This is a genomic window from Sorangium sp. So ce834, from assembly GCF_051521425.1.
GTDB lineage: Bacteria > Myxococcota_A > Polyangia > Polyangiales > Polyangiaceae > Sorangium > Sorangium cellulosum_D.
In genome coordinates this window covers 9,194,492-9,215,833 of sequence record NZ_CP150351.1, presented here as the reverse complement: position 1 = coordinate 9,215,833, position 21,342 = coordinate 9,194,492, and the positions used below count along the sequence as shown (strand labels likewise).

17 protein-coding genes are annotated in these 21,342 nt (G+C 74.0%); 9 read left to right on the top strand and 8 right to left on the bottom strand.

Translation table 11 applies throughout. The features are described 5' to 3' along the window. Positions 1–191 precede the first annotated feature (191 nt). Complete coding sequence (locus WMF20_RS33575; RefSeq protein ID WP_437605935.1) at positions 192–1,265, top strand: SMP-30/gluconolactonase/LRE family protein; 1,074 nt, start codon at positions 192–194, stop codon at positions 1,263–1,265. Between the two features lie 37 nt (positions 1,266–1,302). Here the strand turns inward: WMF20_RS33575 and WMF20_RS33570 are convergent, their stop codons facing one another. Next, positions 1,303–1,590, bottom strand: coding sequence for a hypothetical protein (locus tag WMF20_RS33570; RefSeq protein ID WP_437605934.1), 288 nt, complete (start codon positions 1,588–1,590; stop codon positions 1,303–1,305). Between the two features lie 345 nt (positions 1,591–1,935). On the opposite strand from WMF20_RS33570, the gene WMF20_RS33565 reads away from it, so the two are divergent. The 3 genes from WMF20_RS33565 (at position 1,936) to WMF20_RS33555 (ending at position 7,422) form a co-directional block, all read left to right on the top strand. Next, positions 1,936–4,221, top strand: a complete 2,286-nt coding sequence (locus tag WMF20_RS33565) for a hypothetical protein (RefSeq protein ID WP_437605933.1) — start codon at positions 1,936–1,938, stop codon at positions 4,219–4,221. Between the two features lie 127 nt (positions 4,222–4,348). Continuing rightward, the gene (locus WMF20_RS33560) at positions 4,349–5,053 is read left to right on the top strand and encodes a helix-turn-helix transcriptional regulator (protein ID WP_437605932.1); all 705 of its coding nucleotides are present in this window, start codon (positions 4,349–4,351) and stop codon (positions 5,051–5,053) included. Between the two features lie 83 nt (positions 5,054–5,136). Further along, complete coding sequence (locus tag WMF20_RS33555; RefSeq protein ID WP_437605931.1) at positions 5,137–7,422, top strand: M20/M25/M40 family metallo-hydrolase; 2,286 nt, start codon at positions 5,137–5,139, stop codon at positions 7,420–7,422. A 124-nt stretch (positions 7,423–7,546) separates the two neighbouring features. Here WMF20_RS33555 and WMF20_RS33550 read toward each other — a convergent pair whose 3' ends face one another. The 4 genes from WMF20_RS33550 to WMF20_RS33535 all read right to left on the bottom strand — a co-directional run bounded on the left by WMF20_RS33550 (position 7,547) and on the right by WMF20_RS33535 (position 11,682). Continuing rightward, on the bottom strand, positions 7,547–8,413 hold the full coding sequence (locus WMF20_RS33550; protein ID WP_237244323.1) for a fibro-slime domain-containing protein: 867 nt from the start codon (positions 8,411–8,413) through the stop codon (positions 7,547–7,549). Positions 8,414–8,595: 182 nt separating this feature from the next. Continuing rightward, positions 8,596–9,660 (bottom strand): pyridoxal-phosphate dependent enzyme, encoded by a 1,065-nt coding sequence (locus tag WMF20_RS33545; RefSeq protein WP_437605929.1) that lies wholly within the window; start codon positions 9,658–9,660, stop codon positions 8,596–8,598. Positions 9,661–9,697: 37 nt separating this feature from the next. Further along, positions 9,698–10,159, bottom strand: coding sequence for a PaaI family thioesterase (locus WMF20_RS33540; RefSeq protein ID WP_129578161.1), 462 nt, complete (start codon positions 10,157–10,159; stop codon positions 9,698–9,700). A gap of 59 nt (positions 10,160–10,218) precedes the next feature. Continuing rightward, positions 10,219–11,682, bottom strand: a complete 1,464-nt coding sequence (locus WMF20_RS33535) for a phosphatidylglycerol lysyltransferase domain-containing protein (protein WP_437605928.1) — start codon at positions 11,680–11,682, stop codon at positions 10,219–10,221. Between the two features lie 306 nt (positions 11,683–11,988). Here WMF20_RS33535 and WMF20_RS33530 point away from each other — a divergent pair, with 306 nt between their 5' ends. The 3 genes from WMF20_RS33530 (at position 11,989) to WMF20_RS33520 (ending at position 15,477) form a co-directional block, all read left to right on the top strand. Continuing rightward, a complete protein-coding gene (locus WMF20_RS33530) occupies positions 11,989–13,881 on the top strand; it encodes a DUF4215 domain-containing protein (RefSeq protein WP_437605927.1) in 1,893 nt (630 codons plus the stop codon). A 156-nt stretch (positions 13,882–14,037) separates the two neighbouring features. After that, a complete protein-coding gene (locus WMF20_RS33525; protein ID WP_437605926.1) occupies positions 14,038–14,775 on the top strand; it encodes a hypothetical protein in 738 nt (245 codons plus the stop codon). 267 nt (positions 14,776–15,042) lie between these two features. Then, entirely contained in the window at positions 15,043–15,477 is a 435-nt protein-coding gene (locus tag WMF20_RS33520) for a hypothetical protein (protein ID WP_437605924.1), read from the top strand. A 31-nt stretch (positions 15,478–15,508) separates the two neighbouring features. On the opposite strand, the gene WMF20_RS33515 is transcribed toward WMF20_RS33520, so the two are convergent. The 3 genes from WMF20_RS33515 to WMF20_RS33505 form a co-directional block, all read right to left on the bottom strand. Next, entirely contained in the window at positions 15,509–16,960 is a 1,452-nt protein-coding gene (locus WMF20_RS33515; protein WP_437605922.1) for a peptidoglycan-binding domain-containing protein, read from the bottom strand. Continuing rightward, entirely contained in the window at positions 16,900–18,522 is a 1,623-nt protein-coding gene (locus WMF20_RS33510) for a flavin-containing monooxygenase (RefSeq protein ID WP_437605921.1), read from the bottom strand. Before WMF20_RS33510 ends, WMF20_RS33515 begins: the two co-directional genes overlap by 61 nt. 77 nt (positions 18,523–18,599) lie before the next feature. Then, positions 18,600–19,304: a hypothetical protein gene (locus WMF20_RS33505; RefSeq protein ID WP_437605919.1), complete on the bottom strand. Its 705-nt coding sequence runs from the start codon at positions 19,302–19,304 to the stop codon at positions 18,600–18,602. 212 nt (positions 19,305–19,516) lie between these two features. Between WMF20_RS33505 and WMF20_RS33500 the strand changes: the two genes are divergently transcribed. Then, a complete protein-coding gene (locus WMF20_RS33500; RefSeq protein ID WP_437605918.1) occupies positions 19,517–20,242 on the top strand; it encodes a RibD family protein in 726 nt (241 codons plus the stop codon). Next, entirely contained in the window at positions 20,226–21,329 is a 1,104-nt protein-coding gene (locus WMF20_RS33495) for a zinc-dependent alcohol dehydrogenase (RefSeq protein ID WP_437605917.1), read from the top strand. Before WMF20_RS33500 ends, WMF20_RS33495 begins: the two co-directional genes overlap by 17 nt. The last annotated feature ends 13 nt before the right edge of the window (positions 21,330–21,342 follow it).

The following is a 21,342-nucleotide window of genomic DNA, read 5'->3' as shown; positions in this document are numbered from 1 at the left end:
CTGTGCGGGTGCCCCCCCGCTCTGTCTTCCTTTGGGGCAGCGCGGGGGCGGAAGTGCCTCCTCGACCGGGCAGCGTGCCGTGAGCTGCGGCGATCGGGGGGCTGCTGGCGGGCGCCGCGCGGCGCGAGCGCCGTCGACCGTAGGCAATGCGGGAGGCGACGTGTAGTGTGCGGCGCGAGGAGGAGAGGTAGATGAAGCGAGGTTACCGGCTGCTCGGATGGGCCCTGCTCCTTTCCGGTGCGCCGCCGGCGTGCGGCGGCGACATCGGCGGGGCGGCCAGCGCGACGTCGGGCAGCGGGGCGGGCACGGCGTCGAGCAGCGCGAGCTCGGGCAGCGGGGGCGGCGGAGGCGGGGGCGGCGGGGGCGGCGGGGGCGGCGGCGAAGGCGCCGGCGATGGGGGCGCGGGCGTGGGCGCGGGGCCGACGGGGGAGTGCGCGGCGGTCGCGCCGGGGCCGTTCGAGCCGACGCTGGTCACGGACGTGTTCAGCGGCAGCGAGGACTTCGCGTTCGATGGCCAGGGCTACCTCGTCGCCAAGCAGGGGCCGAACCTCGTTCGCTACGAGGCCTCGGGCCATACCTCGAACTTCGCGTCCCTGCCGGGCAACGTGCTCGGGCTGCGCTACCGGCCCGACGGGACCCTCGTGGCCGCGCGGCCCGGCCAGGGCGACGTCGTCCAGATCTCGGCGGCCGGCATCGTCATCGACTACGTGGAGGGCCTCCAGGAGCCGAACGGCCTCGCTGCGGACGCCGACGGCAACGTCTGGGCGACCGACCATGCGGCCGGCCGCGTGCTCCGCCTCAACCCGGACGCCACGGTCGACGAGATCGCGAGCGGCGCCCCCGAGGTGAGCCAGCCGAACGGAATCGCCTTCGATCCGGCGCGAAAGGCCGTGTTCTACACCAACGCCGCCGCCGGCGAGATCCGCAGGATCGACCTCGCCGACCCCGGCGCGCGGCCCTCGCTCGTGGCCACGATCGCGTCGGCCACGCTCGACGGGCTCGCCCTCGACACGTGCGGTCACCTCTACACGATCGATAACAAGGACAGAGAGCTCTACCGCGTGCGGCTCGACGCGGGCGGGGCGGCCGTGGGAGAGCCGGAGCTCCTGGCGAGCTTTCCGACCGGGGTCGCCAATGCGCAGTTCGGATCGGGCCCCGGCTTCAACGCGAGGACCCTTTATGTCGGGGGCGCGGCCGGCTCGATCTACGCCGTCGCGGTCGGCATCGGCGGCGCGCCGGTCCCCGCGCCGCCGGAAGCGCCCTGATGAACGCTCCTCGGCGGCGCGCTGGCTCGGCGGCGGTTCAGCGGGCGCCCTCGGCCGCGGCCACGTCACCCTTCTTGAGCTTCTCTTGAAGCTCGCCGAGCTTCCCCGCCGTCCGGTCCAGGGCGCGCGCGGCGTGCTCGAGCGCGAGCCGCCCATACCCGATCGCCACCCCTGCCCAGCACGTGCCCCGCTCGCGCAGCGTCTCGATGAAAGGCGGCTTGGTCGCCGGCGCCGCGGCGCTCGCGTCGGCCTGATGCGCGGGCGCGGCGCTCCCGTTCACGCTGTTCTCGACCTTCGGCTCCGTGATGCTCTGCGTCTCACTCATGCTCTGCCTCCCACCTCGGTTGTTCCCCCCGCGACGGACGCGGGCGTACAGAAACGATCCATCGAGCACAGGCCGACCGTCCTCGCACATCGCCCGCTCTCGCGAGGACGCAAGATGCGATGTGCACTGGAACGAGGGGCCTCGCCGCGCGGCCATGCCAGCCGACAGACCCACGCTGTGGCCTCGTCGGAGGCACAAACGCGACGCAACGACACTGCGACGCGACGCGTTAACTGTCAAGCCCTCATGTCGATTTTGTTGCAGTCGTTTTTCGCTACGCTGTTTGATGAGGACGCTGCGGCGGCCATCGCGTTCGCTCGGCAGGTCAACGAAGGGAGTCTCCCTATGTCGCTAGCGCGCTGGAACAAGGCCGCGCCTCCAAGGCTCTTCTGGTTCCTCGTGGTGCTGTTGCTGCTCGCCGTCCCCTCGCTCTCGCTGGCGCAGGCGCCGGCCGAGGCGACGGCGGCGCCTGCTGCGGGCGCGGCGCCCGCGGCGCCCGCGGCGAAGGCCGCCGCGGCGCCGGCGCACGCGTCGTCGCCGCCGCCGGACTCATGGGCAGGTCAGCTGGAGATGCTCTCGCGCTGGGTCGATCAGCGCCGCGGCCCGGGGCAATGCGAGGAGCGCTGTTACGCGCTCGACCGGCTGCGCATCACCGGCGCGGTGGGCGAGGGGCCGCTCCAGTTCGAGCTCTCGGGCGGCGTGCTCGCGGACGGCCCGGTGGCGGTGCCGCTCTTCGGGCCGCCGGCGCACGTCCGCATCGAGGCCATCCTCGACGACGGACGGCCCGCGTCGCGCCGCGAGGCCGCGCCGATCAGCTTCGAGAACGACCATTACTACCTCTGGACCGCCGCGCGCCGCTTCGTGCTCCGGGGCACGCTGTCGCTCGACGGCGATCTCACGCTGCTCGTGGCCGGCCCGCTCAACTCGTTCGAGGCCGACGTCACCGGCGGCTCGGTCGCGGAGGGCGCGCAGCTCTCGGGCCTCTCGGGGGCGACGCTCCACTTCAGCCGCGACGGGGGCGCGGCGGCGCAGAGCGCGGGCCCCACGGTCTTCCAGCTCTCGCGCGCGGTGCGCGTCGGGCGGGAGATCGGCTTCGAGTACCGGCTCGTGCTGCGGTCGGGCACCGATCTCGGCGTGGTGCGCCTGCCGCTCGCGTTCGGGGAGAAGGTGCTCGACGTCTCCGGCGCGAGCGGCTTCCGGGTCGAGGGCGAGGAGCTCGTGCTGCCCACCTCGGGCCGCACCGCCGAGGTGGCGATCTCGGGCACGCTCCCGAAGGTCGGCGTCTTCTCGCCCGACCCGCGCTCGGCCTACGAGTGGTGGCTGTTCGAGTCGGACGCGGAGCATCGGCTCACCGTGAAGGGCGACGCTCGCCAGGTCGACGCCGCCGAGTCGCCGATCCCGCGGACCCAGGCGACGTCGCGCCTGCTGCTGGTCCAGCGCGGGCAGCGCGTCGAGGTCGCGGTCGAGCCGCTCGCGGGCGTCGAGGTGCTCGCCGCGGTGGTGCGCGAGCACCGCCGCACCCTGATCCTGACCGAGCGCGGCGACCTCGTGGCCGACGACGCGTTGACCTACGAGAACAACGGGATCGATTACCTGCCCTACGCGCCCGGCGGGCGGCCGATCTTCCTCGCCACCGACGGCAAGGCGCAGCGGATCATGCACCAGGGCGCCGCCGCGGAGGAGGTCCTCGTGCCCCTGCAGACGGGGAGCCACAGGATCCAGGTGCAGTCGCTGGGGCAGGCCGCGGTGCGCCCGCTCGGCGGATCGCTGGAGCTGCCGATGCCGCGCTACTCGCTCACCGCGAGCGAGGTGGCGCTCACGGTCGGGTTGCCCGAGCGCGTGGTGCCGCTCGCGCTGCTCGGCGGCGACCGGCCGGTGTGGTTCGCGGACGCGGGCGATGCCGTCGCCGTGGCGATCGGCTTCGTGGCCGCGTGGATCGCCGTCCGCCCCGGCGGGGCGCCGAGCCGCGCGCGCCTGCGCGCGCTGCGGGCGCTGGGCGGGCTGATCATGGCGGGCCTGTGGTTCGTGGCGCCCGCCACGTTCGTGGCGATCCTGGTCGGGATCGCGACGGCCGGGGCGGCGTGGCTCGTCGGGCGCCTCTTCCGGGGCACGAGCCGCGCGGTCGCGATGGTGGTGCTGCTCGGCGCGGGCGGCCTCGCGCTCCTGGTCGGGCTCTTCGCGGTCTCGGCGGGGCGCTACCGGTCGGAGCGGTGGAACTCGTACGAATCGGCCATGGCGCCGGCCGCGGCCCCGCGCGCCGTCAAGGGCGACGAACCGTCCAAGGGCGGCGGCTCGCTCGCGCCCGGCGGCGCCGTGTTGGAGGGGGTGACGCCGGTGGCGCTGTCGCTCCCGGACTACGAGCGGTCCGTGCAGGCGAGCCGCGAGCTCGTCACGCGCGAGCGCGCCTTCCGCCCCGTGCTCGTCTACACGACGTCCTCGGCGCTGGTGCCGCTCGCGCTGCTGTGGCTGGCCGGGGCGACGGTCCTCCTCGCCGCGCACCGCGCGCCGCTCACGGAGCTCTACCAGCGCGCGGCCGCGCGCCTGTCGCGCCGGCCCGAGGACGAGGACATCGACCGGCCCGGGGGCGGCAGGCCCCAGGGCGGCCCGAGGCCCGCGGCGCCGCTCGGCTGAGGCGGAGCCCGGGCGCCGGCGGGCCGGCGCGGATCGGATCGACGCTCCTGACAGATCGCTGTCAGGAGCCCCGGGCTAGGCTCCCTCCACGCGCCTCGCGTCCGCGCCGGCGAGGGGGCGCGCCACCATGCGGAGAGCCGACCGACTGTTCCAGATCGTCCAGCTGCTGCGCCGCCGCCGCATCACGACGGCCGCGCGCCTCTCCGAGGAGCTCGAGGTCTCGGAGCGGACCATCTACCGCGACGTCCGCGATCTCATCGCGTCGGGCGTGCCGATCGAGGGCGAGGCCGGCGTCGGGTACGCCCTGCCTCGCGGCTTCGATCTGCCGCCGCTCATGTTCCAGGACGACGAGATCGAGGCGCTCGTGCTCGGCGCGCGCATGGTGGAGAGCTGGTCCGATCCGGCGCTCGTGCGCGCCGCGAGGCGCGCCCTCGAGAAGATCGAGGCGGCGCTGCCCGAGCGCCTCCGGCCCAGGGTCGCGGCGAGCGCGCTGTTCGCGCCGAGCTTCCACATCCCCGAGGGCGCCACGGCGCACCTCGCCGAGCTGCGCGCCGCGGTCGGCGAGCGCCGCAAGGTCCGCTTCGGCTACGCGCGCGAAGACGGCGCCCGCTCGACGAGGACGGCGCTCCCGCTGGGGCTCTTCTTCATGGGCACCGGCTGGTCGCTCGCCGCCTGGTGCGAGCTGCGCGCCGAGTTTCGCAGCTTCCGCCTCGATCGCATCCACGGCCTCGAGGCGCTCGACGAGCGCTTCGAGGAGGTGGAGGGCCGGACGCTGGACGACTTCTTCCGGTTCCGGCGGGCCGAGGCGACGAACTATCGAAGCGGTCCGTGACCGGCGAGGCGCGCCCCCCTCGCGCCGTGGGAGCGGCCGGCCGCGCGCTCCGCGCCGCCGCGGATCGGTGATACGACCGCGGCATGGCGTGGTCGCCCCGTCTCGCCGTGGCCCTCGCGCTCCTCGCGCTGATCGCGCTCCGCATCGCGCAGCTGAGCCCTCCGAGCGTCGTCCCGCAGAGCGCCCCGCCCGACGTGTTCTCGGCCGAGCGGGCCAGGGCGCACCTCCTCGAGATCGCCGCTGAGCCGCGCCCCACGGGCTCGGCGGGGCACCGGCGGGCGCGCGACTACCTGCTCGCGCAGCTCGCGGCGCTCGGCGTGCAGGCGGAGGTCCAGCGCACCTCGGTGCTCAGCCGGCAGTGGGGCCTGCCGTACGACGCCGCGCGCGTCGAGAACGTCGTGGCGCGGCTGCCGGGCGCGGACAGCACCCGGGCGGTCGCGCTCGTCGCGCACTACGACTCGGTGCCCGGCAGCCCGGGGGCCGCCGACGACGGCAGCGGCGTGGCGGCGCTGCTGGAGACGCTGCGCGCGCTGAAGAGCGGCCCCCCGCTGCGCAACGACGTGCTGCTCCTGTTCACGGACGCGGAGGAGGGGGGCGTCCTCGGCGGCAAGGCGTTCATGGACGAGCACCCGCTGCGCGGCGAGATCGGGATCGCGCTCAACTTCGACGCCCGCGGGGCCGGCGGCGTGGTCGCGATGTTCGAGACCGGGCCCGGGGACGCGCTCCCCGTCCGCGAGCTCGCCCGCGCCGCGCCGCTGCCGATCGCGTCGTCGCTCTTCCCCGAGGTCGCGCGGCGCCTCGGCCACGGCACCGACTTCAGCGTCTTCAAGCGGGCCGGCATCCCCGGGCTGAACTTCGCCTTCAGCGACGACGCCGCGCACTACCACACGCCGTCCGATACCGTGGACAACCTCGACCTCCGGAGCGTGCAGCACGCCGGCGACTACGCGCTCTCGCTCGCGCGCCGCTTCGGCGGGCTCGACCTGCGGAGCCTCGATCGCGAGGACGCGGTGTACTTCAACACCTGGGGCGCCCACGTCGTCGCCCACCCGATCGGCTGGGCGATCCCGATCGCCGCGCTGGTCTTCGGCCTGTTCGCGGGCGCCGCGGCGCTCGCGCGGCGCCGGCGGCGCGCTTCGCTCGGCGGCCTGTTCGCGGGCTCGCTCGCCTTTCTGGCGCTGCTCCTCGGCGCTGCCGGGGCGGTGGGCGGGCTCGGCTGGCTCCTCCGGCGCGTCCACGCGGCGCTGCGGGCGATGCCGTTCGAGCCGTACAACGCGCCCGCGTTCCGGCTCGCGCTCGCCCTCGTCGCGCTCGCGGTCTCGGCGGCGGGCTACCGGCTCTTCCGGCGGCGGCTCGGGGCCTGCGCGCTCGCCCTCGGCGCGCTGCTCGTGTGGCTCTCGCTCCTCCTCGGGGCGAGCCTCTTCATGCCGGGCGCGAGCTTCTACTTCGCCTGGCCGCTCGCGTTCGCGCTCGTCGGCGTCGTGGCCGTGACGATCCGGCGCGGCGACGCCCCGCCCACGCTCGGCGACGCGGCGCTCCTCGTCGCGACCGCGGCGCCGGCGGTCGCGCTGGCCGTGCCCGGCCCGTACCTGCTCTTCGTCGCGCTGGGGCTGCCGCTGGCGGCGGCGCCGGCCCTGGCCGTCGCGCTCGTGTTCGGGCTCTTCCTGCCGCACGCCGAGCTGCTCGGCGGCGGCGCCTCGCGGCGGCTCGCGCTCGCCTTCGCCCTGCCGGGCCTCGCGGCGCTCGCCGCGGCCTGCGCGACCCACGGCTTCACCGAGGCCGAGCCCCGGCCGGCGAGCCTCGCGTACGCGCTCGACGCCCCCGGCGGGAGGGCCCACTGGCTCTCGGCGGACCGGGACCTCGACCCGTGGACCGCCGGGTACTTCCCGGCCGGGCGCGCGCAGGCGCCCTCGTTCGCGGTGCCGTACGTGCGCGTGGCCCGCCAGAGCGAGGCGCCGGCCCTCGCCCTGCCGCCGCCCTCGCTCACGGTGCTCGGCGACGCGACGGGCGGCGGCGTGCGGTCGCTCCGGCTGCGCGTCGCGTCGCCCCGGCGAGCCCCCTGGCTGCTCGCCGAGGTGGCGTCCCCCACGGCGGTGATCCGCGCGGTGGTGGACGGGCGGCGCGTGGAGGAGTCGGCCCGCGGGGCGGGGCGGAACCAGCGCTGGGGTTTCACCTACATGGGGTTGCCGCCGGAAGGCATCGAGTGGTCGCTGGAGGTCGAGGACGCGGGGCCGATCGAGATCCGGCTGATGGACCAGACCTACGAGCTCCCGCGCGAGCTCGCGCCCGGGCCGCGGCCGAGGGAGATCATGGGGGTGCCGTACCGGCTCGCGGATTCGACGTTCGTGAGCGGGTCGTCCTGGCTTTAGCCCCGCGCCGCCGCGTCGTCCCCGGGCTCACGAGCGAGAGAGAGAGAAAGAATCACAGAGGGCACAGAGGGAGAAGAATAATCTCTGTGCCTCTGTGGCTCAAATCCTCCCGAGGAACGCGCGCTCAGTCGACGAAGATGGGCTCGCAGTTCGTGAACGCGAGCGTCGACTGGATCTTGAAGTTCGACTCGTTCGTGTGCCGCTCGGCGTGGAAGAAGTCGAGCGGATACTCCTGGCCGGGCGTGATCCCGAGCTCGCTCGCCATCGCGTCGAGGTCGAGCTCGTCGGACTGCGGGCTGTGGAGGCCGCCGAGATCGATGGCGAGCCGGTTGTTGATGAACACCCAGAGATCGTCGTCGCCGGAGAACGAGAACTCCTCGCCACCTCTGTAGACGAACTTCATGTGGAGCTCGAACGTGAAGTGGAAGTTGTGCTCCCTCCGCTCGTTCCCGAAGCCCTTCCCGTCGATGGGGAAGAAGGCCCGGTTGTCGTAGGTGGCAATGCCGTTCCCGTCGACCGTGGGCGTGATGGTGAACTGGATCGGCATGTTCACGCCGTCGACGTCGCGGTACCACTGATCGAACTCGGCCGGCCCGGTCGTGTGCTCGGTGCCGCCCCGGTGCGCATAGACGGGCTTCTGATCCGGGCCCAGCTCGCGCTCGACGATGCCCTTCAGGCCCTGGCCCGTGAACGTCTCGAAGTCGGGGTGCCCCTCGCCGCGGTTGTAGGCGCGGAAGTCGCGCACGATCCCCGTGAGGGTCGTGTCGCACCCGCTGCCGCTGCCCGCGCCCGAGCCCGCGCCCGGCCCCCCCGTCACGCCGCTGCCGATGTCGTCGCCGCCCGTCGGCGCGCCCGCGCCAGCCCCGGCGCCGGAGCCGGCGCCGTTCCCAGAGCCGCTCGACTCGCCGTCGCTGCCGCCACAGGCGACCCCGGCCAGGACCAGCATCATTGCGAGCGGAGCACACCAATTCGATTGCAGCGGCTGAAGCATGCGAAGACTCCTTCTGAGCGTGAGTTGCGCGCGCGAGGCGCCCGGGCAGCCAAACCAAACACCGGCCGAGGGCGCAAGGGAGAACGCGATCTTATCCCGCCGCCATCGCTGGTCGAATCATAAAATTGCGACGATGCGACAGAGCGGTAGGTCCGCCGGAGATGCGCTGAGCTGTGGGGCATTCACCGAGCGCCGCCGCCGCAGTGGGCGCCGAGCCGCTGCGACAGCCTCGCCGGGAGGCGGTCGCAAAAGCCGGGCGCGCGGGGCAGGGGCTCGCGCCGCGCGGTCTGCCAGAAGAGCGCCGGGCCGAGCCGGCGACGCCGCGCGTCGGCCATGAGCGCGGCCATCGCCTTGCCGGTGTAGACCGGCTCCAGCGAGATGCCCTCGGCCGCGAGCGCCTCGCAGGCCGCGAGCGATTCGGGCGTCGGGGCGCCGTACCCGCGGCCGAGGTAGCCGTGAACGAGGTCGATCGGCGCCGCGGCGGGCACCGGCCAGGCGCCCTTCTGCGCGAGCAGGGCGCGGAGCTCGGCCGTGAGGGCGCGGAGGCGGAGGCGCGAGGCGAGGAGGCGCTCGACCACGGCGACGGCGACGACGCGCGACCGCAGGCCGCCGAGCGCGAGCCCGACGGCGAGCCCGGCGGCGGTGCCGCCGGAGCCGAGCGGGACGTAGACGCGCTCGGGCTCGGGGAGCTCGCCCGCGCGCACCTGCGCGCAAAGCTCGAGCGCGGCGCGCGCGACGCCCACCATGCCGAGCGCCGAGGAGGCGCCGAGCGGCACGATCGCCGCGCCGTCGCCGTCCCGCGCGCGGAGCGGCAGGAACAGCGATGGGCGCGCGAGCGCGAGCTCGAGGCGCGCGGGGTAGAAGCGGATCGAGGTCGGCCCCGAGGCGATGAACGCGAGGTTGTCGACAACGCTCCTCGACAGGTCGGTCCAGAACAGGTGCGCGTGCACCCGCCGGCCGAGCCGCTCCGCCGCCGCGGCGAGCGCCGCGAGGTTGCCCGAGCCGATGCCGCCCGCCGCGGACCACGCCGCCGCGGTCGAGAGCGGAGGGGCGGCGAGCACGTAGTCGAGCTTCCGCATCTTCATCCCGCCGTGGACGGGCTCGCAGAGGTCGTCGCGCTTGACGCCGAGGTAATCGAGGCCCAGCGCGGCGGCGAGCCGCGGCAGCGCCGCGACCGGCGAGGGGGCGTCGATCCAGCCGAGCCGGGGAATGCGATCGATCGTCCGGAGGGCGACTGCGTCGCGCATCGAGGGCACCTCGCGAAGGGGCGTCGAGGCTACCGCGTCAGCCGGGCGCGCCGGCGCGCTGCCCGGCGAGCACCGCGTCCGGCTCCAGCACGAGCAGGCGCACGCGCCCGGTGGCGCAGAGCCGTCCCTCCTCGTCGTGGACCGAGCCCTCCCAGACCTGGGTGCGCCGCCCGCGGTCGAGCGGCCGCGCCCCGGCGCGGAGCTTCCCCGACCGGACCGCGCGCAAGAAGCTCGTGTGGTTCTCGAGCCCGACGACCGATCGGCCGTCCGGCAGGGCGTGGAGCGCGGCGCCGACCGACGCGAGCGTCTCGATGATCCCCGCGTGGACGCCGCCGTGCACGATGCCGTAGGCCTGCCGGTGCTGCGGTCCGATGTCGAGCTCGGCCTCGACCCCGTCGCCCGTCGCGCGGAGGAGCCGGAGCCCCATGGCGCTGACCCAGCCGTCGATGTTCGCGGCGTTGAACGCCGCGGCGAAATCTTCAGGTGCCCCTTCGGCCATGGAGACAGCCTAGTCCATCGTCGGCCGGAGACGAACCTGCAGTGGCAGGTGCTGCGATCCTATCGTGAGTGCACGGTCGAGGACGAGCTTGGGCCTCGAATTTGCGGTGGCGGACCGCGCCGCGCCTCGTCTCGCCGGCTCCTTTGAGGCGCCGCCCGGACGAGCCGCTTCGGCCTGTGCATCCGTGCGCTCCACAGCAGCACCGCCGCGACCGCCGGCGCCGCGACCGCCACCCCCACGACCGCGAGCTCGAACGCCCCCCGCGCCCGCGGCAGGTTGAACAGCAACGCTTGCGCCAGCGTCAGCGCCGCGTCGCAGGTCACCAGCCCGGCCAGCACCAGAGAGAGCGTCTGCCCGTGCCGCTGGCTCAGCCGCAGCATGGCCGGCGCGAGGCACGCGTCGAACGCCACCCACGCCCATTTCACGGCGGCTGACGGGAACCATCGCTCCGCGGGAGCGAGCGCGAGCAGCGCGGTCCACGGAATGAGCAGCCAGCCGAGCACCTCGAAGACCACGGCCGGCCCGCGCAGCAGCGTCGCGAGCCCGAAGCGCAAGAGACCTCCGCGCGCGAACGCCGCGAGCGCGTCATAGATGGCCACGAGCCCGTGGCCGCCGGGCGGGTACACGAGGTAGATCGGGACCCAGCTGTCGGGCCGCAGCTTCGCCTTGAACGCGTAAAGGCCCTGGAAGTCGTAGAGACGAGCCCCGAGCCGCTGCGCCGCGCGCAACCCGCGCCGCACAGGCCCGGCGAGCGGCGCGAGGCCGAGCGTGACATAGACGCACTCCTCCGCCGCGGCGGTGCGCATCGCGTGATCCACGAGCACCTCCGTGGTGCCGTTCGGCGCGGACGGGTCGCGCAGCAGGTCCTCCAAAAAGAGGCCGCGCCGCGCGTACACCGGCACCGCCGCGAGGAAGCCGACCACCGCGCCTCCGGCCTCCGCCACGACGTAGCGCCGCTCGCCGGCGAACGAGAACGGCTCCAGCTGCACGAGGAATCCCATGGGCGCCATCGGCCGCGAGGAGGCCCAGCGCGCCATGAGGCGCTCCACTTCTCGCCGCAGCGGGCTCTCGGCGTCCTCGATCTCGCCGGGGCTCACCGCGCGCGCGACCACGCCCTTCGCGCGCGCGCGCCGGAGCTGCTCGCGCAGCCTCCGGCTCGACCGGAGGACATCGCCCCAGCGCGCCGGATCCCACACCGGCTGCTCCCCGATGAGCATCGCGCTCCACGGGACCCTCTCGGAGAGCCGCGCCTCCGCGCCGAAGAGGCACGCCCGCCGCCCCGCCGTCGCGGCCGCCTCCACGAACGCCCGCGCGACCTCGGCCAGCCGCTCGGCCGCCGCGATCGGGGCGCCGGCGGCGACCCACGCGCCGCCGGTGTCGACATAGGCCACGCAGGCGTCTTCGCCATGGAACCAATACCGAAAGTCGGACTCCAGGGTCTGGAACGAGGTCGCGTTCCACCCGTGGCGTTTGAGCAACGCGAGGACGCGCTCGCGGTCGGGGCCATGGTTCAGCGGCGGCACGGTCCGGCCGAGCTTAGCGCAGGGGCGCTCCGGTGCGCGCCGGGCTGTTCGAGGCAGCCGCGTCGATACGCCACGCAGGAGTCCAGCGGCAAACGGCCTGATCGACAGCGCGCTCCTCGATCCGCCCTTGTAGAAAAGCGACGCTGCATCGGTATTTATCCGCGCACCGGAGAAGGGGCCTTCACCGCGCGATCCTCGCGGTCGACGGCGCGGCCCACGAGGGGCTCGAGTTCAGGGCATCCGCGTGAAAGACTGCGGCCGCTTCGCGCGTCTCGGGCGATCGCGGGCGACCGAAAGGAGCAGGTCATGCGTCCTCGTGCTTCGTGCTTTGGTTCGACGATCTTCATCGCGGGCTGCCTCGCCGTCGCGGCGAGCTGCTCTGCGGCCGGCGAGGGCAAGAGGGGCACGTCCGGCGGCGGCGGCGGCCCCGGGGACGACCCCGGCGCCGGCGCCGGCGGCGATTTCGGCGACGGCGACATCGGCGTCGACGGCCCGACGTTCCGTTGCGGTGACGGCGTCCTGACCTCGGACGAAGCGTGCGACGACAGCAATATCCAGAGCGGGGACGGCTGTGCCGGGGATTGCCTCTCGGTCGAGCTGGGCTGGTCGTGCCCGATCGCCGGCGCTGCCTGCTCCCGCATCGCCCGCTGCGGGGACGGCGCCGTGGTGTTTCCGGAGCTCTGCGACGACGCCAACACCGCTGCGGGCGACGGCTGCTCGCCGACCTGCAAGGTGGAGGTGGGCTACAAATGCGACGGCAGCCCGAGCGCCTGCGCGGCGACGACCTGCGGCGATGGCGTCCAGGAGGGGGCCGAGAGCTGCGAGGACGGCAACACGATGCCGTTCGACGGCTGCTCCTCGACGTGTCAGGCCGAGCCCGATTGCTCCGCGGGCACCTGCGTTTCCCGCTGTGGAGACGGCCTCGTGCTCGCGGAGGACTGCGACGACGGCAACAACATCGACGGCGACGGGTGCTCCTCGGCGTGCACGAGGGAGCCCGGTTATGAGTGCGCCGTGCCCCAGCCTTCGGGATCCATGGCCGTGCCGGTGGTGTTCCGCGACTTCCGGGCGGCCCACCCCGACTTCGAGCCGAACGGTCCAGGCCGGAGCGCGCCTGTCTTCGGCATGGTCGCGAACCGGCTCGACGCGGAGAAGAAGCCGGCGTACGTGGCCGCGGCGAACAGCCAGGTGACGAGCGCGCAGAGCTTCGCCGCCTGGTATCACGACGTGCCTGGCACCAACAGCACCACGGTCACCACCCTCACGCTGTGGGACATCGGGGATGGCCGCTTCGTGAACCGCTGGGGCGAGGACGGCGCGCCGTGGACCCTGTTGTCGCCGGAGAGCGCGCACTATTGCGGCAACGTGGGCAACGAGGTGGACGGCGAGCGCTGCACCTCGTCCACCGAGAACACGGCGGCCTGCGGCGATATCCACGGCCCCGATTTCCGCAGCTGCGAGGTGCGCGGCGGCGTCTACTGGGCGAGGTACGTGGAAGCCACGTACGACGGGAACCCGCTGTTCTTCCCCGTCGACGGAGATCGGTTCACCCCGGCGGCCGAGCGCGTCCCTGCCGACATCTTCCCGAGCTACGGGGACGGGAGCTGGCTGAAAGAGGAAGGCACCCCGGACCACAACTTCCACTTCACGAGTGAGATCCGCTACTGGTTCCAGTACACGGCGGGCGAGCAATACGTCCTCGACTTCACCGGCGACGACGACGTGTGGGTGTTCATCAACGATCGTCTCGCGGTCGACGTCGGCGGCATCCACAGCGCCGTCACCGGGCACCTCGTCATCGGCGCCAACGGGACAGGGACGGTGACCTACGCCGGGGGCGAGGACGACGTCATCCGGCCGCGGAACGTCGACCTCGGCCTCGCGGACGGCGGCGTCTACCAGATCGCCGTGTTCCACGCCGAGCGCCAGACGGCGGCGTCGACGTTCAAGCTGACGCTGCAGGGCTTCGCGACGGCGCGCAGCGAGTGCAGGCCGATCTGCGGCGACGGCGTCGTCGGCCTGGGCGAGCAGTGCGACGACGGCGTGAACGACGGCGGCTACGGCGAGTGCGGGCCGGACTGCCAGCTCGGCGAGTACTGCGGCGACGGCATCGTCCAGGGTCCCGAGGAGTGCGACGACGGCAACAACCGCGACGGCGACGACTGCGGCAGCGGCTGCCGCAACCTCATCCCCCGCTGAGCCGGCGCGCGCCCGTCCGGCAGCGCGCCCCTCGCGAGCGCGCGCGGGCGCCCGCACGTGCGGGCGGGCTCGGCCGCGTCGAGAACGGCCGGTCGCCGACAGCGTGCGCACATCTCCCACGCAGCGCGGAGGGCGCCTTTGCGCTACGACTGCGGGATGTTCGGTCCCGGGCATCCTCAGTATCGTCCCCAGCAGCCGCCTTATTACCCTCCCCAGCAGCCGCCTTATTACCCTCCTCCGCCGCCCCCGCCGCAGCGCCCGAAGCCGGGCGTGTCGCCGATCGTGATCGTGCTCGCGGTGCTGGGCGGGTTGTTCGCGCTCGGCGTCGGCGCGCTCGTCGTGATCGGCGGCGTGGTGTACGTGGTGGCGAGCGCGGAGCCCGAGAGTGCGGAGCCCGAGAGCGCCGTCGGCGAGCCCGCGCTCACCGGCGCGCCGACCGCGGGCGGCGCCTCGCCCGTGCTGCCCGTGCCGCCCGCGTCGACGAGCACCCGGCTGCGCCCCGACCAGGAGGCCGACGAGGCGGCGGGCGCTGACCCGTCCAGCGGCGGCGACGGCGTCCCCGAGGTGCCGTCGCCCGCGGGCGACGACGGGGCGGGCGACGCGCCGGCGCCCTCGCTGGCCGGGACGCGGACGCCCGCCTCCCCGAGCGCGGGCGCCTCGAAGGAAGGGTCGAACAGCGGGAGCGCGGCGAGCGGGACGTCCTGGTGGTGCACGGCGAGCGCGTCCGTGCGCGTCTGCGGCTTCGCGGGCGCCTGCAACTATCAGATGGTGTTCGGCAACGGCACGGGGAACGACCGCTTCATGGCGTCGCAGCAAGCCAAGCGCTCGTGCGAGGCGAGCGCGCGCGCGAAGGGCGCCTCGGCCATCTGCGTCGTGCAGTGCAGCCCTCGCTGACGTCGTCGATGATGCAGAGTCGATGTCGTCCCATGTGAGAGGGCGACGACCCGTCGTTGCGTGCGCGCGCGTGCGTGGCGGATGAATCAAATAAATCCCCAAGAGCCCTCACGATCGATTAGTTTACGCTTGGGAGATCCGTCGTCCCGGAGCCAACGAAGCAGAGGAGATGGCTCCGGAGCCGATAGGACATGCGCCTCCGGCGCGCTTGCTTCGGGCAGCCGCGTGCGGGTCGTCACGCGGTGGGTATCCAAGGGTATCGTCATCATGAAATCGTTCAGTGTGCTTCTGATCCTGGGTTCGGTGTTCGGGCTCGTGGGGTGCGTCGCCGACATGGACTCCTCGTCGGAGCAGGGGGACGACGCGGAGGCCGGCGAGCAGACCGGTGTCGCCGAGCAGGGGGTGACGAACGGCGCGGTGAACGCCGCCTGCGCCGATTCGCTCACGCTCCGCAGCTCACCCGGCGGAGCGACGATCGGCACGATGTACACGGGCCCGTACAACGGCATCTCGAAGTTCTACGTCGCGTCGACCGACGGTGCCTGGTCGTACGGCTACTCGTATTCGCTCGGTCGCTGGGGCTACGCGATGGCCTACTACCTGACGACGAGCTATTCGGAGTCGGGCACACCGGGGCAGATCGGCTACAACTACGTGTGCTATCGATCGGACGGGACGGCCAGAGGCGGCGGCATCGGCTGACCGGCGCTCGGGGTCGCGGGCGGCGCCGCCCCTAGCCCCTGAGGGTCGCGCCGTTGATGTGCGCGGCGAGATCGGCGTACTTCATGCGAAACCGGCCGCCAAGCTCGGGGACCGGCGCGCGGGGCGGGGGGCCCTGGCAGCTGTCCGACCCCACGGGGTTGCGCAGGACGACCGCGGCGGGCGCGCCGTCGGCCCCGCGCTCGATCTTCTCGGCCGCGACCCAGTGGTAGCCGCCGTCCCATTTCAGGAGGACGGGCACCCTCTCGCCGCGCTCCATCGCCGCGGCGACGTCGGCGGCGACGGACGCGCCGCTGCGCAGGAGCGACGAGACGCTCGTGTAGCTGCCGCCCATGATGTCCTGGAACAGGCTCGTGAAATTGCCGAGCGGGACGCGCGAGTCGCCCCCCAGGGCGGCCCAGAACGAGTCGTTGTCCTCGGGGTTGTCGTAATCGAAGATCCAGCTCATCGCGGTCGCGTGGTTCATGAGCGCGGATTGCAACAGCCGGTCGATGTCGACCCGGCCCGAGGCGTCGCGCAGGATCGCGTTGCGCGGCATCCTGAGCGCGCGGCCCGAGCGGAGCGTCACCTCGCCCGCCTCCCGCGTGATCCCGTCGAGGATCCGCACGAACTCGGCCGGATCGACGCGCAGCAGGACGTACTCCATCGTCCCCGCGCCGCAGGTGCCGTGACACGCGCCCTGCTTGACACGCAGCGGGTTGTCCACGTGCCGGATCGCCTGCGCGAGCACGAGGTGCGGATCGATGCCGCCCTCGAGCACGAGCCTCGGATCGCGCCGGACGCCCGCCATCGTCGCGAAATTCGGCAGGAGCGCCCCCGTGTGCAGCCGGCCCGCCGCGAGCAGCCTGTCGAGCGCGGCCAGCGCGGGCGCGTCGCCCCGGAGCGCGCGCCGGACCTCGTCGAGGCGCGCGCCCCGATCGGCGGCGAGCGCGCCGGCGGCGGTGGCCGCGGGCCTGTCGTCGACGGAGTCCACGGCGGGCGGCGGCGAGTCCGGATCCGGCTCGGCCCCGGGCACCACCTGCGGGAGCTCGTCGCCATCCTTGAAATAGCCCTCATCGTGGCGCGAGGGCCCGCCGGACGCCTGGACCGCGGGCGACTTGCGGCCGAGCGCCGCCACCTGGTCCGGGCTGAGCCCCGCGGCCCTGGCCAGGGCCTCGTCGAGCGCGAGCGCACGCTGGGCGGCGAGGCGTCGATCGAGGACGGCGATCGTCGCGGCGTCGACGATGCCCGTCTGCGGCAGGCCCTCCGCGGCTTGCAGCGCGACGATGGCGTCGCGCGTCTTCGGCCCGAACGAGCCGTCGGCCGTCATCCGGTCGCCGATCGCGCCGAGCGCCTCTTGCAAGGCGCGCACGCCGTCGCCGCGCGCCCCCTGCGCGAGCGTCGCCGCGCCCGCGGCGATCGATCTCAGCTCCTCGTTCGCCGCGAGCTCGGGGGCGCCGAGCCCCGTGTTCCCGCTTTCGCCCATGGGTCCCCTCCGGCAGTCGCCACACGCGCTGGTTCCGTCCCAGGATACCACGCCTCCGCGTGCCGAGGACGCTCCGCGCTCGCGACATCGCGGCGCGGCGGCCGACCCTCTTTGGAAAAGACCATGGCGCGGTCCTCCACCGGGCCGAGCTTCATCGCGAGCAGATCGAGCACGTAGTTCTGGCGGAAGTACCACGGCGCCTTCGATCCCTGCTTGGGCAGGTGGTCCGCCGAGCGCCGCACGTAGCCCGACGTCAGCCCGAGCAGCGGCCGAGGATCGAGGTCGGATTCGTCATGGCGGGGCAAGCACTGCCGGTAGCCGTGGCGATCCATGTGGCTTAGCAGCCGACAGACGTATATCGAGGCCAGCTCCGCGCGGAGCGTCCACGAGGCGTTGGTGTAACCGAAGCAGAGCGCGAAGTTCGGGACGCCGCCCAGCATCAACCCCTTGTAGATGAACGCCCGCCCGGGCTCGAGGACGTCGCCGTCGACGTCGATGCGGATGCCGCCGCAGAGCAGGAGCTCCAGGCCCGTCGCGGTCACGATGATGTCCGCCTCTAGCTCCTTGCCCGACTCGAGCAGGACGCCGCTCTTCGTGAAGGTCCGGATCCGGTCGGTGACCACCGAGGCGCGCCCCTCCTTCACCGCACGGAAGAGGTCGCCGTCGGGCACGAGGCAGAGACGCTGATCCCACGGATCGTAGCGAGGGTTGAAGTGCGTATCGATGTCGAAGTCGGGCGGCAGGTGCCGGGCGACGCCGCTGCGGAGCATCCGCCTGGCGAGCGACGGCGCGCGCTGACAGACCTGGTAGACGAGCAGGCTGAGCGCGACGTTCTTCCAGCGGGCGACGCGGTGGGCGACCCGCTCCGGCAGGTGCTCGCGGATCGCGTTCGCGATCGCGTCCTCCGAGGGCAACGAGGCGATGTAGCTCGGCGAGCGCTGGAGCATCGTCACGTGCGCTGCGTCGGCGGCCATCGCGGGCACCAGCGTCACGGCCGTGGCGCCGCTGCCGATGACCACGACGCGCTTGCCCCGGTAGTCGAGATCTTGCGGCCAGCTTTGAGGGTGCACGAGCCGTCCCTGAAAGTCGTCCGCGCCAGGGAAGCTGGGCGTATAGCCGCTCTCGTAACGATAGTAGCCGCTGCAGACGTACAGGAAGTCGCAGGAGTAGCGGACGCGCTCCTCGCCTGGCCCGACGTCGACCTCGACGGTCCAGCGCGTGTGCTCCGAGGACCACGACGCGGAGCGAACCCGGTGATTGAACCGGATGTGCCGGTCGACGCCGAACTCCCGGGCCGTATCGCGCACGTACTCGCGGATCGACGGCCCGTCGGCGATCGCCTTGGCCTCCTTCCAGGGGCGGAAGGAATAGCCGAGCGTGAACATGTCGGAGTCCGAGCGGATCCCGGGGTAGCGGAACAGGTCCCAGGTACCGCCGATGGCGCTGCGCCCCTCGAGGATCGCGTACCGCTTGCCGGGGCAGCGCGCCTGGAGGTGGTAGCCGGCCCCGATGCCGGAGAGGCCGGCGCCTACGATCAGGACGTCGAAGTGCTCGATGGACATGCTGCGTTCCCTGGGGGCGAGCGCCGTTGCGCTCCAGGACCCGAGCATAGCCTGGCGAACCACGGCTGTGCTCGGCGCTACGAGCTGATTTCGCTGCGCCCCGCGGGCGGGGCAGCGCGGAGGAACGCGCGCATGTGGAAGCGGCGTTGATCGTCGGAGTAGATGTGCTCCTGCCCGACGGGGCACGCGCGGCGCGACAGGCACCCTGCGGTCATGCACGCCCCGGCAGGCTGGGCGTCGAGGTGGCCGACGCAGGCGGCGACGTCGTAGCTGCCGGGCGAGAAGGCGGAGACGGGGCAGGCGCGCAGACAGGGCTTGTCGGCGCAGGACGCGCAGGGGCTCGGCAGGTCCTCGCGCGGCGGGAGCGACAGCCGCTCGGCGAAGACGAGCGCGGCGCGGTACCCGTGCCAGAGGCCGAACCGCGGGTGGATGAGGATGCCGAGGGGCGACGGGGACACCGGCTCGGCCCGCTGCGCCCAGCGCTGGAAAGGCCAGTACGGAGGGCCGGTGAAGGGGAACAGCGGGGCCGCGCCGAGCTCCGCGGCGAGCGCGGAGACCACCGCGGAGGTCCAGTCGTCGAGCGCGAGATCGGGCGCTTGCTCGCGGGCGCGCGAGAACGCGCGCCACATGGAGGGGCCCGCGTTGCCGAGCAGGACGAGCGTCCCCGCGGGGAGCTCTCCGGCCGCGGGGACGCCGTCGCCCTCGCCGGGGTGGAACCCGCCGCGCAGCGGGATGCCCGCGCGGTCGCAGCGCGCCGAGAGATCAGGCCAGCCGATGGGCATCGGGGCTCGCTTAGGGCGCCAGCGCCGGCGCGGCAAGCGAGCGACGGCGAACGCGGCCCCGCGGGCGCCCTCCTCGCCCGATCAGGCGTTCTGTTCTAGAGTGGCGCCGTGGTCCGGAGGCTCGATGGCCGGCTCGGGACGAGGACGTCGTCCCCCAACGCCCGCGCGGCGCGCGCGTTCGGCCGCGCCGGGCGTCCGCCCGCGAGCGCGCCATGAGCCTCCCGCGCCCGCTGGTCACGCTCCACTTCGCCCAGACGCTCGACGGCCGCATCGCGGCCCCCAACGAGCGCGTCGAGCTCAGCACGCCCGCGGGGATCGAGCACGCCCACCGGGCGCGCGCGGATCACGACGCGGTGCTCGTCGGGATCCGCACCGTCGTGATCGACGATCCCCTGCTGACGGTGCGCGCATGCGAGGGCCCGCAGCCGATGCGCGTCGTGCTGGCGAGCTCCCTCGGCGTGCCGGAGGGGGCGCGCCTCTTGCGATTGTCGTTCACCACGTTCACCACGTCCACCACCACCGGCACCGCACGAGGGCAGCCGGCCGGCGGGCGCGTGGTCGTCGTCGGCGCGGCGGGCCGCGCGCTCGACAGCGCGCGCGCGCGCCTCGAGGAGCGCGGCGCGGCGGTGATCGTCGTGCCCGCGGACGACCACGGCCGCGTCTCGCTGCCGCACGCGCTCGCCGAGCTCCACGCGCGCGGCGTGCGGCGGCTGCTCGTCGAGGGGGGCGCCGCCGTGCTCACCTCGTTCCTGCGCGCGCGGCTCGCCGATCGCGCCGAGGTCGAGATCGCGCCGCGCCTGCTCGGCGACACGGCGATCCCCGCGGTCGGCGCCCTCGGCGAGGCGCCGCTCGCGTCGGCGATCGACCTGCGCGAGCCGGCGGTCGAGCTCCTGGGGGGCAACCTGCTCCTGCGAGGGGAAGTTGCCTATCCCGACTGATCCTCCGGCGCCGCCCGGGACCTCCGCGCCGCCCGCGGCGCCAGAGGCCTCCACGCCGCCGGGAGCGCCCGCGCCGCTCGCGGGGCCCGCCCGGGAGCTCTGGTTCGTCCGGCCCGGCGTCGTCGAGGTGCGCGCCGTCGACCCGCCGCGCGAGCCGCGGGCCGGCGAGGTCGTGGCGCGCGCGGTCGCCTCGGGCATCAGCCAGGGGACGGAGCTCCTCCTCTTCCGCGGCGAGGGGCCGACGCCGTTCGATCCGTCGCTCGACGCGCCGGGCGCGCCGACCTACCCGCGCCGCTACGGCTACGCGTGGGTCGGCGAGGTCGTCACCCGCGGCGAGGGCGCGGCGCTCGGGCTGGGCGACCGCGTCTTCGCGCTCGCGCCGCACGGCGATCTGCACCTGTTCGGGCCGGGCGCGGCGCGCGCGCTGCCCCGCTCGATCCCGGGCGAGCGCGCGGTGCTGGCCGCGAACCTCGAGACGGCGATCACGTGCGTGTGGGACGCGGGGGTGGGGCTCGGGGACGCCGTGGTGGTGCTCGGCGGCGGCGTCGTCGGGCTGCTCGTCGTGGCGCTCGCGCGGCGCGCCGGGGCCGAGGTCCGGCTGGTCGAGCCGAGCGAGCGGCGCCGCCGCGCCGGCCTCGCGCTCGGCGCCGCCGCGGCGATCCGGCCGGAAGACGACCGGCCGCGCGGCGACGCGGACGTCGTGATCGCCGCGACGGGCGACCCGGGCGAGCTCGACCGCGCGATCGCGCACGCGGCGCGCGAGGCGACGGTGACGGTCGCGTCGTTCTACGGGGCGCGGACGAGCCCGGTCGCGCTCGGCGCGGAGTTCCACCGCCGCCGGCTGCGCCTGCGCGCGAGCCAGGTCTCGACCATCCCGCCCGAGCGCGCGCCGCGCTGGGACCACGCGCGCCGCTTCGCGCTGGTGCGCGCCCTGCTGGAGGACGCCGCGCTCGACGCGCTGCTCGACCCGCCCGTCCCGTTCGACGCCGCGCCCTCGGTGTACGCCGAGCTCGCCGCCGCGCCCGGGGCGAGGCTGCAGACGGTCTTCCAGTACGCACCGCGATCGGCTACGCGAGGGGCAACCTAACCAAGGGGCCTCC

Bases quoted from the DNA above. Each gene is read 5' to 3' on its own strand.
- WMF20_RS33560 (WP_437605932.1), top strand. From the start codon at position 4,349: ATGCGGAGAGCCGACCGACTGTTCCAGATCGTCCAGCTGCTGCGCCGC.
- WMF20_RS33530 (WP_437605927.1), top strand. From the start codon at position 11,989: ATGCGTCCTCGTGCTTCGTGCTTTGGTTCGACGATCTTCATCGCGGGC.
- WMF20_RS33515 (WP_437605922.1), bottom strand. From the start codon at position 16,960: ATGGGCGAAAGCGGGAACACGGGGCTCGGCGCCCCCGAGCTCGCGGCG.
- WMF20_RS33520 (WP_437605924.1), top strand. From the start codon at position 15,043: ATGAAATCGTTCAGTGTGCTTCTGATCCTGGGTTCGGTGTTCGGGCTC.
- WMF20_RS33565 (WP_437605933.1), top strand. From the start codon at position 1,936: ATGTCGCTAGCGCGCTGGAACAAGGCCGCGCCTCCAAGGCTCTTCTGG.
- WMF20_RS33545 (WP_437605929.1), bottom strand. From the start codon at position 9,660: ATGCGCGACGCAGTCGCCCTCCGGACGATCGATCGCATTCCCCGGCTC.
- WMF20_RS33550 (WP_237244323.1), bottom strand. From the start codon at position 8,413: ATGCTTCAGCCGCTGCAATCGAATTGGTGTGCTCCGCTCGCAATGATG.
- WMF20_RS33500 (WP_437605918.1), top strand. From the start codon at position 19,517: ATGAGCCTCCCGCGCCCGCTGGTCACGCTCCACTTCGCCCAGACGCTC.
- WMF20_RS33575 (WP_437605935.1), top strand. From the start codon at position 192: ATGAAGCGAGGTTACCGGCTGCTCGGATGGGCCCTGCTCCTTTCCGGT.
- WMF20_RS33570 (WP_437605934.1), bottom strand. From the start codon at position 1,590: ATGAGTGAGACGCAGAGCATCACGGAGCCGAAGGTCGAGAACAGCGTG.
- WMF20_RS33505 (WP_437605919.1), bottom strand. From the start codon at position 19,304: ATGCCCATCGGCTGGCCTGATCTCTCGGCGCGCTGCGACCGCGCGGGC.
- WMF20_RS33555 (WP_437605931.1), top strand. From the start codon at position 5,137: ATGGCGTGGTCGCCCCGTCTCGCCGTGGCCCTCGCGCTCCTCGCGCTG.
- WMF20_RS33525 (WP_437605926.1), top strand. From the start codon at position 14,038: ATGTTCGGTCCCGGGCATCCTCAGTATCGTCCCCAGCAGCCGCCTTAT.
- WMF20_RS33540 (WP_129578161.1), bottom strand. From the start codon at position 10,159: ATGGCCGAAGGGGCACCTGAAGATTTCGCCGCGGCGTTCAACGCCGCG.
- WMF20_RS33510 (WP_437605921.1), bottom strand. From the start codon at position 18,522: ATGTCCATCGAGCACTTCGACGTCCTGATCGTAGGCGCCGGCCTCTCC.